This window comes from Taklimakanibacter deserti (genome assembly GCA_003574785.1).
In genome coordinates this window covers 1-14644 of record QORU01000023.1, presented here as the reverse complement: position 1 = coordinate 14644, position 14644 = coordinate 1, and the positions used below count along the sequence as shown (strand labels likewise).

Sequence of the window (14644 nt, the reverse complement as noted above, 5' to 3'; positions counted from 1 at the left end):
CAAAGACCTACCCATAATGCACCCGCCTTTCGATGTAGCGGAACTGGATCGCGGTGAGCGCGATCACGATCGCCATCAAGATGACGGACTGGGCGGCGGAACTTCCCAGGATCAGATTGACGAAGCCGTCATTGTAGACCTTGTAGACCAGCGTCTCCGTGGCCTTGCCGGGTCCGCCGCCGGTCACCGCATGGATGATGCCGAAAGTGTCAAAGAGCGCATAGACGGTGTTGACGACGAGCAGGAAGAAGGTAGTCGGTGCCAAGAGCGGGAAGATGATGGTCCAGAAGCGCTTTTGCTCCGTTGCGCCATCGATGGCCGCGGCCTCGATCAGCGTCCGAGGGATCGCCTGCAACCCTGCGACAAAGAACAGGAAATTGTAGCTGATCTGCTTCCAGGATGCCGCCATCACGATCATGGCCATGGCCTGCGGACCGTTGAGCAGCGGGTCCCAGCTGATCCCCAACATGCGCAGCGGCCAGGCCAGCGTGCCGAAGGACGGGTTGAACAGGAAAAGCCAGATCATGCCGGCGATCGCGGGTGCGATGGCATAGGGCCAGATCATGAGTGTGCGGTAGAAGGTCTTGCCGCGCACGATCTTTTCCGCCTTGACGGCGAGGAGAAGCGCCACCGCCATCGAGATGAGCGCGGTCGCGACCGAGAAGATCACGGTCACGCCGATCGAATTGAGATAAGCTGGATCGGCAAGGACGCGCTTGAAATTGGACAGTCCGACAAACTCAGTCTTGAGCCCGAAAGCATCCTCGCGCAGCATCGATTGCTTGAGCGCCTGGCCCGCCGGCCAGTAGAAGAACACCAGCGTGATCGCGAGCTGCGGCGCCAGCAGCAGATAGGGAAGCAGCTTGTGCGGAAAGGTCGCCCGGATCATGAATGAAGACGGGCTGCCCTGCGCGTGAGCGGGACGGCCCTGACCTTCAATTAATTGCCGAGCGCCTGCTTGATCGCCTCATTGCCGCGCTTGACGGCATTGTCGAGCGCCTGTTGCGCGGTCTGCTCGCCCGCCAGCATCTTCTCGAACTCCTCGTTCTCGATGTCACGCACCTGCGGCAGGTTGATGAGGCGCACGCCTTTCGAATTGGCGGTCGGCTCCTTGCCCATCATCTGGGTGATCGGCGTCTCGCGCCCCGGGTTCTTCTCATAGAAGCCCGACTTCTTCGTCTCTTCATAGGCCTTGAGCGTCACCGGCAGATAGCCCGACTTCTGGTGCAGATAGGTCTGCACATCGGTCTGCGACAGATAGCCGAAGAAGGCGGCAACGCCCTTATATTGCTCCGCCGACTTGCCGCCGAAGACCCAGAGGCTCGCCCCACCCGGGATCGTATTCTGCGGCGCACCGGCGGCATCGGAATCGTAAGGCAACTGACCGATACCGTAATTCATGCCGGATTTGACGATGTCGCCGAGGCCGCCGGAGGATTCGGTGAAGATCCCGCATTCGCCGGCGAGGAAGATCTGCTTCGCTTCGGACGTTCGCCCGCCATATTTGAAGGTGCCATCCTTGGCGAGATCGGCCAAAGCCTGGAAGTGATTGACGAAGAGCGGTGTTGCGATCTGCAACTCGGCATCCTGGCCGGCGAGGCCGTTCTCCTTGGTGGCATAGGGCGTGTTGTTCCAGGCGGCGAAATTCTCGAGATGGATCCAGGTGAGCCAGGTCGAGGTATAGCCGCAAGGCGCTGCAGCGCTCGCCTTGATCTTCTTGGCCGCGTCCCAGACCTCGTTCCAGGTCTTGGGCGGATTGGCGGCGTCGAGCCCCGCCTTCTGGAAGATGTCCTTGTTGAAATAGAGGATCGGCGATGACGAATTATAAGGGAAGGACAGCATCGTGCCGTCGGGGCGCGAATAGTAAGCCACGATGCCCGGCAGATACTGGCTCTTGTCGAAAGCCATGCCGGCTTCGGTAAGCACTTCGGCCGCGGGCTTGATGGCACCCTCGGCATTCATCATCACGCCGGTGCCGACATCGAAGACCTGGATGATGTCGGGCGGCTGGCCGGCGCGGAAAGCGGCAATGCCGGCATTGAGCGTTTCCGGATAAGTGCCCTTGAAGACGGGAACGAGCTCGTAATCCTGCTGGCTGGCATTGAAGTCCTTGGCGATCTTCTCCACCACCTCGTTATTGGCGCCGGTCATGGCATGCCACCAGGTGACCTGAGTCTTGGCAAAGGCCGGCGCGGTCGCGCCAAGGGTCAGGGCCAATGCGGCGACGGCAAGTACAGAACGTCGTTTCATGAATTTCGCTCCCATCTCACTGTAGTGATCGGTTTCTTATTGGCGTGTCATTTGGCAGGTGGATGACACGCGCGCCTTTTCGTAGCGAGCCGAAAATATGAGCCTGCCCGCACCGGCTGGCAACCCAGGAACGGATTAGTCGTTCGTCGCAGATTGATGGTATTTAAGCGCGATCCGGAAAGGCTGCTGCGATGGCGGCCTTATCTGCCCTTACGACACCACGCTCGGTGATGAGGCCGGTGACATATTTCGCCGGCGTGACGTCGAAAGCGTAATTCGCCACCGGCGATCCCGGCGCCACGATCTCGACCGTCTCGATGCGCCCGTCCTTGGTGACGCCGGTGAGCTTCGTCACCTCATCTCCCGAACGCTGCTCGATCGGGATCTGCTTCAGACCGTCATCGATGGTGAAGTCGATGGTGGGCGACGGCAGCGCCACATAGAAGGGCACGTCGTTGTCACGGGCGGCGAGCGCCTTGAGATAGGTGCCGATCTTGTTGCACACATCACCCGCTGCGGTGGTGCGGTCGGTGCCGACGATGCACAGATCGACAAGCCCGTGCTGCATCAGATGGCCGCCGGTATTGTCGGGGATCACCGTGTGCCTGACGCCGTGATGGCCGAGTTCCCAGGCGGTGAGCGAGGCGCCCTGGTTGCGCGGGCGCGTCTCGTCCACCCAGACATGGATGGGGATGCCGCCGTCATGCGCCATATAAATGGGCGCGGTCGCGGTGCCCCAGTCGACAGTGGCGAGCCAGCCGGCATTGCAATGGGTCAGCACATTGACAGGCTCGCCCGGCTTCTTCCTAGCGGCGATCTCCTTGATCAAAGCGAGGCCGTGGCGGCCGATCGCCTGGTTGATCGCGACATCCTCCTCGCAGATCTCGGCGGCGCGCTTGTAGGCCCGCGCTGTCCTTTCGCCGGGCGGAAAGTTCCGCAACGCCTTGATCATCTCATCGAGCGCCCATTTGAGATTGATGGCAGTCGGCCGCGTCGCATGCAGGCGCTCATAGGCCTTCGACAGCGCCTCGTCGGAAGGATCGACGCGTGCCTGAAGCGCCATGCCATAGGCGGCGGTGGCGCCGATGAGCGGCGCGCCCCGGACCAGCATGTCCTTGATGGCGTGGGCGGCATCCTCGCTCGAGCGCAGCGTCACCGTCTCGAAACGATGCGGGAATTTCGTCTGATCGATGATCTCCACCGACCAGCCGTCGGGATTGAGCCAGATCGTCCGGTAGGGCTTGCCATCGACTTTCATGCTCACGTCCTTGCGCTGAGGCCGGCAGGCTGTCAACAGCAGGCTAGACTTTTATGTTTTCCGATGATAAATCACTAATTCTTGTTCATATCCGTCCAAAACTGGCGATATAAATTATGTTTTCCGCCACCTTCGACGATTTCGACGAGACCGAGCGCGGCATCGCCCAGCGCCTGCAGATCGATGGCCGGATGTCCACGGTCCAGATGGCGAATGAGATCGGCGTGGCCGAGGCCACTGTTCGCCGGAAGCTGCAGCACCTGCTCAGCGACAAGTCGATCCATGTGCAGCTCGTCAGCGATCCGATGCGGGGATCAGGCGTCACTGCCATTGTCGGCTTCATCATCGAAAGATTGCACGTCGATGACGTGGCGCGCCGCCTCGCGGCCTACGAGTTCGTCGAAAGCGTCTACGGAATGACCGCGCCCTATCACCTCATCGCCGAGATCAGAGCGCCCTCGACGGATCACTTGTTCAAATTCCTCATGGACGAGCTGCGCCCCGTCGAAGGAATCAAGAACACCGAAAGCTTCATCATCGGACGTGTCTACAAGCATCACGGACGGCGGACGGAGGTCTGACAGCCCGCGATTTGACGTGCCTCTCATAAAACAAACAGGGAGTTCGAAAATGTCCAAGATCACGACGGCGCTGACGCGCCGCAATTTCGCTATCGGCAGTGCCGCCGCCCTCCTCACGCTCAGTGCCGGGCGCGCCATCGCGGCGGGCCTTCTTGATGACATCAAATCGCGCGGCAAGGTGGTGGTGGCGACGGAGGCCGCGTTCGAACCCTTCGAATATGTCGTCGACGGCAAGATCGTCGGCTACAATATGGATATATTGAGCGTCGTCGTCGAAGGGCTGGGCGTGCAGATGGAGCAGCTCAACCTGCCCTTCCAGGGCATCCTGCCGGGCCTCCTCGCCAAAAAATTCGATTTCGTCGCGACCTCGGTCGGCATCAACGAGGAGCGCGCCAAGAAATACGCCTATACGCGCCCGACCGGTTCCTTCGACAATGTCATCGTGGTGCGCAAGGGCGACGACCGGGTGAAGAGCCCGGACGACCTCAACGGCCTCGTGGTCGCAACCCAGCTCGCCTCCTCGGTGCAGCCCATCCTCGACAAGCACAATGCCGAGCTCAAGGCGAAGGGCGGCGGTTATGCCGAATTGAAGCTGTTCACCGCTTTCCCCGAAACCCATTTGGCGCTCGCCTCGAGCCAGGTCGATGCCATCGTCATCGCCTCGCCTTCCGCCGCGGTGCTGATGAAGAACGTGCCCGACACCTATCAGGTGGCGGCGAAAATCGGCGACAGCTCCTATCTGTCCTGGGTGACCCGGCCCGACAATCTCGATGTGCGCGACTATATCAACGCGAAGATCGATGAGCTCAATGACGCCGGCAAGCTCAAGGAGCTGCAGATGAAGTGGTTCGGCTTCGAGATGCAGACGCCCAAGGAGGGCTATCTGCCCGCCGGCGCATTCTGAACTTCAAGCTTTTGAGACTCCGTACCGCTCCGGCGGGGCGGGGGTCTCGCCTGCCCGCGATGCTCCATTTCGGCAAAACCCTTGCGCAGTTCGACCAGTTCCTCCTCGGAGCGGGCGTAACCCTCTTCGTGTCGCTGCTGGGCGCCATCTTCGGCCTGGCGGTCGGGCTCCTCCTCTTCTTCATGCGCGAAGCCAAATGGAAGCCCGTGCGCTTTTTCGCCCGCCTCTATATCAGCTTCGTGCGTGGGACCCCGCTCCTCGTGCAAATCTTCCTCGTCTATTACGCGCTGCCGGGCTTGACCGGCATCGATCTCAGGCCGTTCACCGCGGGCGTCCTGGCGCTCAGCCTCAATAGCGGCGCCTTCGCCGCCGAGATCATCCGCGGCGGGCTGACTCGGGTGTCGCACGGACAATATGAGGCAGCGGATGCGCTCGGCCTGCCGCGCTTCGTCACCTGGTTCAAGGTCATCCTGCCGCAGGTCATCCGCTTCATCCTGCCGCCACTCGTCAATGAGTTCACGCTGCTGGTCAAGGCTTCGACGCTCCTGTCGGTCATCACCGTGGTCGACCTGACGCGCACCGCGCAGAACATCATGAACACCACCTACCGCCCGGTCGAAGCCTTCATCATCGCCGCCGCGCTCTATTTCGTCATGCTGTTCGTGCTGAGCACGCTGGCGCGCCAGCTCGAGAAACGCAACCGGGTGCAAAGGTCATGAGCTTCGATCTCAGCATCCTCACCGACAACTGGCAGTATTTCGCGCTGGGGCTCGCCAAGACGGTGCTCATCTGCGCCATCTCGCTGCCCTTGGGCTTCGCGCTCGGATCCCTCATCGCGCTCATCAGGCTCAGGGCCGGGCCCATCCTCAACACGATCGCGCTCACCTATATCGAGCTCATCCGCAACATCCCTTTCCTGGTGCAGGTCTTCCTGCTGTTCTTCGCGCTGCCCTTCGCCGGCATCAGGCTTTCGCCGATGACGGCCGGCATCATCGCGCTCTCCTCCTATGCGGCGGCCTATTTCTCCGAGATCGTGAGGGGCGGCATCCTCTCCATCCCGCCCGGCCAAGGGGAGGCGGCGCGCGCGCTCGGCCTTTCTTACGGCCAGACCTTCTGGAAGGTGCTCTTCCCGCAAGTGATCGGCTATGTGCTGCCGGCCGCCACCAATCTCACCATCACGCTGATCAAGGAATCGGCCGCGCTCTCGATCATCACCGTCGGCGAGCTCACCTACATGTCGCAGGACGTGATCGGGCGCACCTTCGCGCCGGTCGAAGTCTTCACCCTCATCGCGCTCATCTATTGGGGCCTCAACGCCCTCCTCGCCCAATTCGCGGCCTGGCTCGAGAAAGTCCTGCAGCCGCAGATGGGCCTCGCCCGCGTCCCGACCCGAAGCAGTTAATCACCCAAAAAAGGAGACAACCATGCCCAACCCGACCGTGGCGCCGCGCAGCGTCTACACGACCTTCATGAACTTCCCCTTCGCGGGCGACCTCGACAAGCTCGATGCGCATTTCGCCGTTATCGGCATGCCCTATGGCGACCCCTATGCAATGGACGAGACGATCAACGACCAGACCAACGCGCCGACCGCGGTGCGCCGGGCCTCGCAGCGCATCAGCCAGAATCTCGACCGCTGGGATTTCGACATCGGCGGCCCGGTCTTCGACGGCAAGAACATCAAGGTCGTCGATGTCGGCGACGTGCCGGGCGATCCGCGCAATCTCGGCAATCACTACAAGCTCGCCGAGACCGCCATCCGCAAGATCCTCAAGGCCAAGGCGCTGCCCATCACCATTGGCGGCGACCACGGCATCCCGATCCCGATCTTCCGCGCGCTCGATGGCGAAGGCCCGATCACGCTCGTCCATCTCGACGCCCATCTCGACTGGCGCGACGAGGTGAATGGGGCACGCGAAGGCTATTCGAGCACCATAAGGCGCGCTTCCGAGATGAAGCATATCGACAAGATCTTCCAGATCGGCATCAGGGGCCAGGGCAGTGCCCGCACCGAGGAAGTCGAGGCGGCCCGCAAATATGGCGCCAACATCATCACCGTCTATGAGCTGCACAAGCGCGGGATGGAAGCGATCCTCGCCCAGATCCCGGATGGCGGACGCTACTATCTCTCGATCGATGCCGACGGCCTCGATCCCTCCGTCATGCCGGCGGTCAACGGCCCGCAGCCGGGCGGCGTCACCTATGCCGAGACGATCGAGCTCATCAAGGGCCTGACCCGCAAGGGCCGCCTCGTCGGCATGGACCTCGTCGAGATCACCCCGTCCCGCGACGTGAACGAGATCACCTCGATCACCGCCGGCCACATCATCCTCAACGTGATCGGCGCGGCGGTCCGCGCTTACATGTGACTCTGAAGCGGACGGCCGCCACATGGCGGCCGTCTTCTCTTCACACCGTCTCGGCAATGAGACCCGACATATAGGAGTTGCGCTTCACGATGAAGTCCTTGAGCCGCTCCGGATAGTCACGCACCACCGCGGTCTTGACCGAAGGACGCTCCTTCAGCGCCTTGCGCCAGCGCCCGATCCTGGGCTTGCCCTTGAGGATGCCGAAATCATCGATCGCATCGAAGACGTCGAAATAGCGGAAGACCGGTCCGAAGGCCGCATCGACCAGGTGGAAGGTTTCACCGTCGAACCACGGATCGGCCTTCAGCCGCTCTTCCAGCCGCTCGAAGCGCTGGGCGAGTTCCTGGCGCTTCTTCTCGAAGGTCTGCCCGTCGGGCGCGGTGTAGAAGCCCCAGATGTCGGCGAGCACGACGCCTGCGAATTCGATCCAGCCGCGGTGATCGGCGCGCCTGACGTGATCCGCCGGATGGAGCGGCGGCGACACCGTATCCTCGAGGAACTCGGCAATGACCGCCGATTCGAAGATTACGTCATCGCCGACCTTCAGCACCGGAACCTTGCCCAGGGGAGAAATCTTCAGGAACCAGTCCGGCTTGTCGCCGAGATCGATGTCGATCCTTTCGAAATCGACACCCTTCTCCTTGAGCGCGATCACCGCCCGCTGCACATAGGGGCACAGAACATGGCTGATGAGGGTCAGCTTGGTCATGGCAATCCTCCTTGCCGTCAGGCGGCGATGAGACCTTCGGCCTTGAGCGCTTCCTGGACCTTGGGACGGGCGGCGACCCGATCCATGAAGGCCTGCAGATTGGGGAAGCTCTTGATGTTCAGGCCGAGGAAATTCACCCAGTTGATGATGGTGAAGGCATAGGCGTCGGCCGCGGAGAAGGTCTTGCCGAGAAGGAAGTCGTTGCTCTTGAAGTGGCTGTCGAGCTCGGCGAAGCGCTTCTCGAGCTTGTCCTTGACCGCGGTCTTGGTCTCGGCCGGCGTGTCCTTGTACCAGAGCCAGGAGAAGTTCTTGTGGAGTTCGGTCGCGACGAAAGCCAGCCACTGCTGGGCGCGGTAGCGCTCCGGCGTCCCCGCCTTCGGCATCAGGCCCGCATCGGGCTTCTGGTCGGCGAGATACTGCACCACGATATTGGCTTCGGTGAGGACCGGCTCACCATCCTTGATGCGGATGGCCGGCACATAGCCGCGCGGATTGACACCATAATAGTCGGTGCCGTCGGCGAGCTTGTGGTTCGCGAGATCGACCTTCTCGAGATCGAGGGGGATGCCCGCCTCGCGCGCCACGATATGAGGGGCCAGCGAACAGGCACCGGGCGAATAATAAAGCTTCATGCTAGTCTCCTATGGGACTCAGGTTGATGCAAGTGCATTGACATTAATGCAGATGCATCTTATTGTCAAGTTAGATGTAGTTGCATGAATCATCAGGATGGCGGCGATGGCCGAAGAGAAGCGTATCGACAAGGTCCTGCAGGTCTGGGTGAGGCTCATCCGCGCCCGCGACAAGATCGTGCGCAATGTCGAGGCGACGGCGAAGGCCAAAGGGTTCCCGCCGATCGCCTGGTATGACGTGCTGCTCGAACTCTCGCGCGAAGGCGGCCGCAAGCTCAGGCCCGTCGAGCTCGAGAAGGAGCTGCTCGTCGCCCAGTACAATCTCTCGCGCCTGCTCGACCGGATGGAAGAAGCGGGCCTCATCGAGCGCACCGCCTGCCCCGGCGACGGGCGCGGCCAGATGATCGCGCTGACCCCGGAGGGCCGCGCTTTGCAGAAGCGCATGTGGCCGACTTTGCGCGACGCGGTCGAAGAGCACGTGGCGCCACGCCTCCAGGAGCGCGAGCTCGAGCAGCTGGTGCGGCTGCTCGGCGCCATCGGCGGCAGCCTGAGGCCCGAAGCGGGCTGCGATTCCGCCGGCTGCGACGCCGCCTGAACACAGAGCTGCCACACTCCGCGCCGCATCGCAGCGCCAACATTAAGACTCCATAAAGAACCCTTTGAAGGCCCATGTGAATTTTTGGGTTTGGGGCAATTTTTTTCTTGAATGCGACGGCGGAATCTATCATATCGCGGTTGCCCAAAGTCGCACGTGCCTGTGGGCGTCCCCCGGATCCTCAAGAAGGTCTCCGGGACGGTACTAGGGACATGATCCCTAGCGGTCAGGAAGAAGACCGCGGACGCCTTGAAGCAACGACGGTGCGGGCTTTTTTGGTCTCGGACTGACTGGTCCAACAGTCAGCGTTACTAAAGAGGCACCACTTTCCTTGCCAGAAGTGCGGACGGGATAACCCTCCAAACCAAGGCAGACAAACCGCGATGAATGCGAGGCGCTTGCGCCCGGACAATCATCGCACTCGACGGCCCGAAAGGCGGCCGGCCCGTTCCCGTCTCCATCGCGGGACGCGCCATCGCACCTCAAAGGCCATCCACTGCGCCCTGATGGGGAGTTACGCCTATGGCTACACAACGCATGATCGACTTTCTCGCCGACCGACGACCCGAAGGCCCCTGCCTCGTCGTCGATCTCGAGGTCATCCGTGACAATTATCTCCGCTTCGCCCGCGCCATGCCGGCCACCCGCATTTTCTATGCGGTGAAGGCCAATCCGGCGCCGCAAGTTCTGTCGCTCTTGGCCGACCTCGGCTCGTGCTTCGATACGGCTTCGGTGCCCGAAATCGAAATGGCGCTTGCCGCCGGCGCCACGCCTGAGCGCATCTCCTTCGGCAACACGATCAAGAAGGAGCGCGATGTCGCGCGCGCCCATCAGCTCGGCGTTTCGCTCTATGCCGTCGATTCCATCGAGGAAGTCGAGAAGGTCGCCCGCGCTGCTCCGGCCGCGCGCGTCTTCTGCCGCATCCTGACCGATGGCGACGGCGCCGACTGGCCGTTGTCGCGCAAATTCGGCTGCTCGGCCGAGATGGCGATCGACGTGCTCGACCGCGCCCATAAGCTCGGCCTCAATGCCTATGGCGTCTCCTTCCATGTCGGCTCGCAGCAGACGAAGACCGAAGGCTGGGATTCCGCCTTGGCGCAGTCGGCGCAGATCTTCCGCACGCTCGCCGAGCGCGGCATCACGCTGTCGATGGTCAATCTCGGCGGCGGCTTCCCGACCCGTTACCTGAAAGAGGTGCCGGCGGTCGGCGCCTATGCCCAGGGCATCGAGCAGTCGCTCGCCAAGCATTTCGGCAATGCCATCCCGGAGACGATCATCGAGCCGGGCCGCGGCATGGTCGGCAATGCCGGCGTGATCAAGGCCGAGGTCGTGCTGGTGTCGAAGAAGCATGCCAAGGACAAGACCCGCTGGGTCTATCTCGACATCGGCAAGTTCGGCGGTCTCGCCGAGACGATGGAAGAGGCGATCCGCTACCCGATCCTCTCTGCGCGCGACGGCGACGCCATGGGTCCCTGCATCATTGCCGGGCCCACTTGCGACAGCGCCGATGTGCTCTATGAGAAGACGCCCTACGACCTGCCGCTCACCTTGACGGTCGGTGACGAGGTGCTGATCGACAATACGGGCGCCTATACGACGACCTATTCGACGGTCGCCTTCAACGGCTTCCCGCCGCTCGAGACCTACATCATCTAACCCCTCCACTCACCCTTGAGACCCGAGGCGCCTGCCCGAAAGGCAGGCGCCGGAGGCGAAATGGAGGCCATAATGGTCACCATCACGCCCGAAATTGCAGCCGATCTTCCGGCCCGCGAAGTCCTGCTCGACCGCGCCTTCGGCAAGGCCGAGCGCCGGCGCAAGACATCCGAGCGCCTGCGCGACGGCCGCCTGCCGGCGGATGGCCTCGCTTTTGCGGCGCGCAACCGCAAGGGCCGCCTCATCGGCACGCTACGCCTGTGGAACATCACCGCAGGCTCCGCCGGCCCGGCTTTGCTCTTGGGCCCGCTCGCCGTCGACTGCGCCTATCAGAAGCGCGGCATCGGCGCCAAGCTGATGCGCCATGCGCTCGAGGAAGCCAGGAAGCTCGGCCACAAGGCCGTGCTGCTGGTGGGTGATGCGCCTTATTACGGCCGGTTCGGCTTCACGCGCGCAAGCGTCGAAGGCTTGAGCCTGCCCGGCCCTGTCGAGCTCGAGCGCTTTCTCGGCCTCGAACTTGAAGCGGGAGCGCTGAAGGAAGCAGAAGGTGTGATCTCAGCGGCCGGTCGAATGATCCCGGCTGGCGAGATCGAAACAGCGCGCCAGACAGCGTAGTAAGTAACCCTCTCCCCGCGTAGCGGGGAGAGGTATTTTCAATCGCTTCCTTTCAGGAATGCCGTCACCTTCTCGTCTTCGAGCACGAACAGGCGGTCCTTGTCGTTCAGAACGAAACCCAGGCGCTCGTAGAAGCGCTCGGCACCCCATTGGTGCGATCGACTTCGAGCTTGATGAAGCGAGCGCCCTTGGCGCGGCCGCGGCGTGCCGCCTCGCGCAGGAGCTTCACCCCGATGCCGCCATTGCGGGCCCGGGGATCGACGAAGAGATCGACCACATAGAGGCCCTTGGCGTCGCGCCAGGTCGAATAGGTGAGAAGCGTCAGGCAGGCGCCGAGCAGCCCCTTCTCGTCCTCGGCAATGGTGACGTCGATCAGATCGCTATTGCCGATGAGGCTTTCGGGCGTGAGCTTGGGAACGATATCGGCGCCGGTGTCGCGCGCGAGCCCCCGCACCATCGCGACCACCTGCGGCGCATCGCCGTCACGCATCGGCCGGATGGTGAGCGTCATGACCGCAAGCCTTCAAGCAGCGAAGCGAGATTGGCGCCGAGGCTCGCAGAGGGATAGCCGCCCTCCTGCACCACCAGCATCGGCAATTTCAAGGCGGCGATGTCACGGCCGATAGTCGCGAAATCCGCAGTCGTGATGGCAAAGCCCTGGAAGGGATCGTCGATCGAGATATCGAGCCCCGCGGCGATCAGGAGCAGGGTCGGCCGGAATGCCGCGATGCGCTTGAACGCTTCGGCGAGGGCCGCACGGTAGTCGTCGATCTTCGTGCCGCGCGGCAGCGGCAAATTGAGGTTGAAGCCTTCGCCCTCGCCTCTCCCGGTCTCCTGCGGATAGCCCCAGAAGAACGGATAGAAGCGCTTCGTGTCGGCATGCAGCGAGACGGTGAGGATGTCGGCGCGGTCATAGAAGATCGCCTCCGTGCCGTTGCCGTGATGGACGTCGATATCGAGGATCGCCACCCGCTTACCCGCCCGGGTGAGGATCTCCGCGGCAAGCCCCGAATTATTGACATAGCAGAAGCCCGCCGCCACGTCGGAGGCGGCATGATGGCCGGGCGGACGGCAAAGCGCATAGACCATGCGCTCACCCTCGAGCATCAGGGACGCGGCATGGGCCGCACTCGCGGCACTCGCCCGAGCGGCTTCCCAGGTCTTGTCCATGATCGGGCAGGAGCCGTCGCCCAGGTGATAGCCGCATTGGCCGACCACCGAATCGGGATAGCCGACCGGCGCCAGGCTGGGGCGGCCGAGCGCGTGGATGTTGGGCAGCGGATAGTCGGCGGCGTCGGGCAGACGCTGCCAGCGCTCCCACAGCGTATCCATGAAAGCGAGATAGCGCGCATCGTGGACGAGCGACAATGTCTCGTTGCCGATCGCCGGCGGCGCAACGATGGTGCCGCCTGAGCGCTTCACCCCCTCGAGCAGCATGTCGATGCGCTCGGGCCGCTCCGGCAGGGGCTTGGGCTTGCCGGCGACGATGAAGCTCGGCGGATTGTGCAGACGTTGTATGTCGTCGAAAACCGTGATCATGATTTGCCCTGATGGTGAGGGCTCTGCTAGTAGCTCAGTCTCGGCGATGACGCCAGATCACGGATTTCCGCATGACCAAGCAGCCACTTCCCCAGAGCATCACGACGGCCGGGGCCAATCTTCCCAAGGCCAAATGGGCCAAGGGCAGCTATATCCACGACGCCCAGGGCAAGCAGTATATCGATGGCTCGAGCGGGCCTGCCGTCTATTGCATCGGCCATGGCAATGAAGAGGTCAATGCCGCCATCGCCGACCAGCTTTCGCGCATCGCCCATGGCTATCGCTACAATTTCACCACCGACGCGCTGGAGGAGCTGACCGAGATCGTCGCGAAGAACTGCGGCGGCAGCCTCAAGCACATGGTGTTCGTCACCGGCGGGTCGGAGGCGGTCGAAAGCTGCCTCAAGCTGGCGCTCCAATATCATGCCGCAAAGGGCGAGATGAGCCGCCGGCGCTTCATCGCACGCGAACGGTCCTGGCACGGCAATACCATAGGCGCGCTCTCCGTCTCCGGTTTCCTCGAAAGGCGTGCGGCCTTTGAGGGCGCTCTCGTTCCCTCCTCGCTGCTCTCGCCCGCCAATGTCTATCGCCCGCCGGCGGGCGCCACGCCCGAAACCACCGCCGAGGCCTGCGCCAAGGAACTCGAGGACGAGATCCTGCGGCTCGGCGCTCAGAATGTCGCGGCCTTCATCTTCGAGCCGGTCGTCGGCGCCGCCGGTGGCTGCGTCCCGGCCCCTCCGGGCTATGCCAAGCGCGTGCGCGAGATCTGCGACCGGCATGGCGTGCTCCTCATCGCGGATGAGGTCATGTCGGGCGCCGGCCGCTGCGGCCCCTGGCGGGCGCTCGCCCATGACGGTGTCGAGCCCGATATCATGTCGGTCGCCAAGGGCCTGGCGGCGGGTTATCTGCCGCTGGGTGCTGCCGTCTATTCAACGAAGCTCGCCCAAGCCTTCGCCCCCGTCCATGGCGGGCCGCAGACCGGCCACACTTTCACCGGTCACACGGCTTGCTGCGCGGCGGGCGTCGCCGTCCAGAAGATCGTCACGCGCGAAAAACTGGTCGAGCGGGTGATGGAATGGGGCCCGAAGCTCGTGAAGATGATGGCGGACGCAACCTCCGACATCGAGGCGGTGGGCGACATCCGCGGCCGCGGCTTCTTCCAGGCGATCGAACTGGTCAAGGACCGCAAGACCAAGACGCCGTTCCCCGCCGAGCTCAAGCTCTATCTGCGCATCCGCCAGCAAGCCCTTGAAAACGGACTCATTTGCTATCCCGTCGGCGGCAATGCCGATGGCATCGCCGGCGATTGCGTCATCCTCGCGCCACCCTATAACGCCTCGGCGGACGAGTTGGGCGAGATCGTCGACAAGATGGCGAAATCGATCCGCCAGGTGCTCGCGGGTATGCGCTGAAACTTTCGGGCTGAGATTGCGGGCCCGTGCTAAGGCTTGTTTACAATCACTGGATGCGAGGAAGGCTGCGACGATATTGATGAAGCCAGCAAAGCATCTGTCGGTCTTTTCGTAGCGCGTGGCA

At 62.8% G+C, this 14644-nt stretch carries 16 protein-coding genes; 9 read left to right on the top strand and 7 right to left on the bottom strand.

The features are described from left to right. Positions 1 to 7: 7 nt before the first annotated feature. From ugpA to mtnA, 3 genes are all read right to left on the bottom strand, one after another. Complete coding sequence (ugpA, locus tag DS839_RS33145; protein WP_119274836.1) at positions 8 to 889, bottom strand: sn-glycerol-3-phosphate ABC transporter permease UgpA; 882 nt, start codon at positions 887 to 889, stop codon at positions 8 to 10. A gap of 50 nt (positions 890 to 939) precedes the next feature. Continuing rightward, a complete protein-coding gene (gene ugpB, locus DS839_RS33140; RefSeq protein ID WP_119274835.1) occupies positions 940 to 2250 on the bottom strand; it encodes a sn-glycerol-3-phosphate ABC transporter substrate-binding protein UgpB in 1311 nt (436 codons plus the stop codon). A 163-nt stretch (positions 2251 to 2413) separates the two neighbouring features. Then, positions 2414 to 3508: an S-methyl-5-thioribose-1-phosphate isomerase gene (gene mtnA / locus DS839_RS33135; protein ID WP_119274892.1), complete on the bottom strand. Its 1095-nt coding sequence runs from the start codon at positions 3506 to 3508 to the stop codon at positions 2414 to 2416. Between the two features lie 116 nt (positions 3509 to 3624). Here mtnA and DS839_RS33130 point away from each other — a divergent pair, with 116 nt between their 5' ends. The 5 genes from DS839_RS33130 to DS839_RS33110 are packed head-to-tail and all read left to right on the top strand — an operon-like array spanning position 3625 to position 7362. Further along, positions 3625 to 4089 carry an Lrp/AsnC family transcriptional regulator gene (locus DS839_RS33130; protein ID WP_119274834.1) on the top strand — a complete coding sequence of 155 codons (465 nt, stop codon included), beginning with the start codon at positions 3625 to 3627 and terminating at the stop codon, positions 4087 to 4089. 49 nt (positions 4090 to 4138) lie between these two features. Then, complete coding sequence (locus DS839_RS33125; RefSeq protein WP_119274833.1) at positions 4139 to 4993, top strand: transporter substrate-binding domain-containing protein; 855 nt, start codon at positions 4139 to 4141, stop codon at positions 4991 to 4993. A gap of 59 nt (positions 4994 to 5052) precedes the next feature. Then, a complete protein-coding gene (locus DS839_RS33120; RefSeq protein WP_119274832.1) occupies positions 5053 to 5712 on the top strand; it encodes an amino acid ABC transporter permease in 660 nt (219 codons plus the stop codon). Continuing rightward, a complete protein-coding gene (locus DS839_RS33115) occupies positions 5709 to 6395 on the top strand; it encodes an amino acid ABC transporter permease (RefSeq protein WP_119274831.1) in 687 nt (228 codons plus the stop codon). Before DS839_RS33120 ends, DS839_RS33115 begins: the two co-directional genes overlap by 4 nt. Positions 6396 to 6417: 22 nt before the next feature. Further along, entirely contained in the window at positions 6418 to 7362 is a 945-nt protein-coding gene (locus DS839_RS33110) for an agmatinase (RefSeq protein ID WP_119274830.1), read from the top strand. 40 nt (positions 7363 to 7402) lie between these two features. On the opposite strand, the gene DS839_RS33105 is transcribed toward DS839_RS33110, so the two are convergent. Both DS839_RS33105 and gstA read right to left on the bottom strand, forming a co-directional pair. Further along, a complete protein-coding gene (locus DS839_RS33105) occupies positions 7403 to 8071 on the bottom strand; it encodes a glutathione S-transferase family protein (RefSeq protein WP_119274829.1) in 669 nt (222 codons plus the stop codon). 17 nt (positions 8072 to 8088) lie between these two features. After that, the gene (gstA, locus tag DS839_RS33100; RefSeq protein WP_119274828.1) at positions 8089 to 8703 is read right to left on the bottom strand and encodes a glutathione transferase GstA; all 615 of its coding nucleotides are present in this window, start codon (positions 8701 to 8703) and stop codon (positions 8089 to 8091) included. 106 nt (positions 8704 to 8809) lie between these two features. Between gstA and DS839_RS33095 the strand changes: the two genes are divergently transcribed. The 3 genes from DS839_RS33095 to DS839_RS33085 all read left to right on the top strand — a co-directional run bounded on the left by DS839_RS33095 (position 8810) and on the right by DS839_RS33085 (position 11569). Beyond that, a complete protein-coding gene (locus DS839_RS33095) occupies positions 8810 to 9298 on the top strand; it encodes a MarR family winged helix-turn-helix transcriptional regulator (protein WP_119274891.1) in 489 nt (162 codons plus the stop codon). A 522-nt stretch (positions 9299 to 9820) separates the two neighbouring features. Next, on the top strand, positions 9821 to 10954 hold the full coding sequence (locus DS839_RS33090; protein WP_119274827.1) for a type III PLP-dependent enzyme: 1134 nt from the start codon (positions 9821 to 9823) through the stop codon (positions 10952 to 10954). A 72-nt stretch (positions 10955 to 11026) separates the two neighbouring features. Further along, complete coding sequence (locus DS839_RS33085) at positions 11027 to 11569, top strand: GNAT family N-acetyltransferase (RefSeq protein ID WP_119274826.1); 543 nt, start codon at positions 11027 to 11029, stop codon at positions 11567 to 11569. A gap of 106 nt (positions 11570 to 11675) precedes the next feature. Here the strand turns inward: DS839_RS33085 and DS839_RS33080 are convergent, their stop codons facing one another. Beyond that, positions 11676 to 12080 carry a GNAT family N-acetyltransferase gene (locus DS839_RS33080; RefSeq protein WP_119274825.1) on the bottom strand — a complete coding sequence of 135 codons (405 nt, stop codon included), beginning with the start codon at positions 12078 to 12080 and terminating at the stop codon, positions 11676 to 11678. Then, positions 12077 to 13108 (bottom strand): histone deacetylase family protein, encoded by a 1032-nt coding sequence (locus DS839_RS33075; protein WP_119274824.1) that lies wholly within the window; start codon positions 13106 to 13108, stop codon positions 12077 to 12079. Before DS839_RS33075 ends, DS839_RS33080 begins: the two co-directional genes overlap by 4 nt. Before the next feature lie 71 nt (positions 13109 to 13179). Between DS839_RS33075 and DS839_RS33070 the strand changes: the two genes are divergently transcribed. Further along, on the top strand, positions 13180 to 14520 hold the full coding sequence (locus tag DS839_RS33070) for an aspartate aminotransferase family protein (protein ID WP_119274823.1): 1341 nt from the start codon (positions 13180 to 13182) through the stop codon (positions 14518 to 14520). The last annotated feature ends 124 nt before the right edge of the window (positions 14521 to 14644 follow it).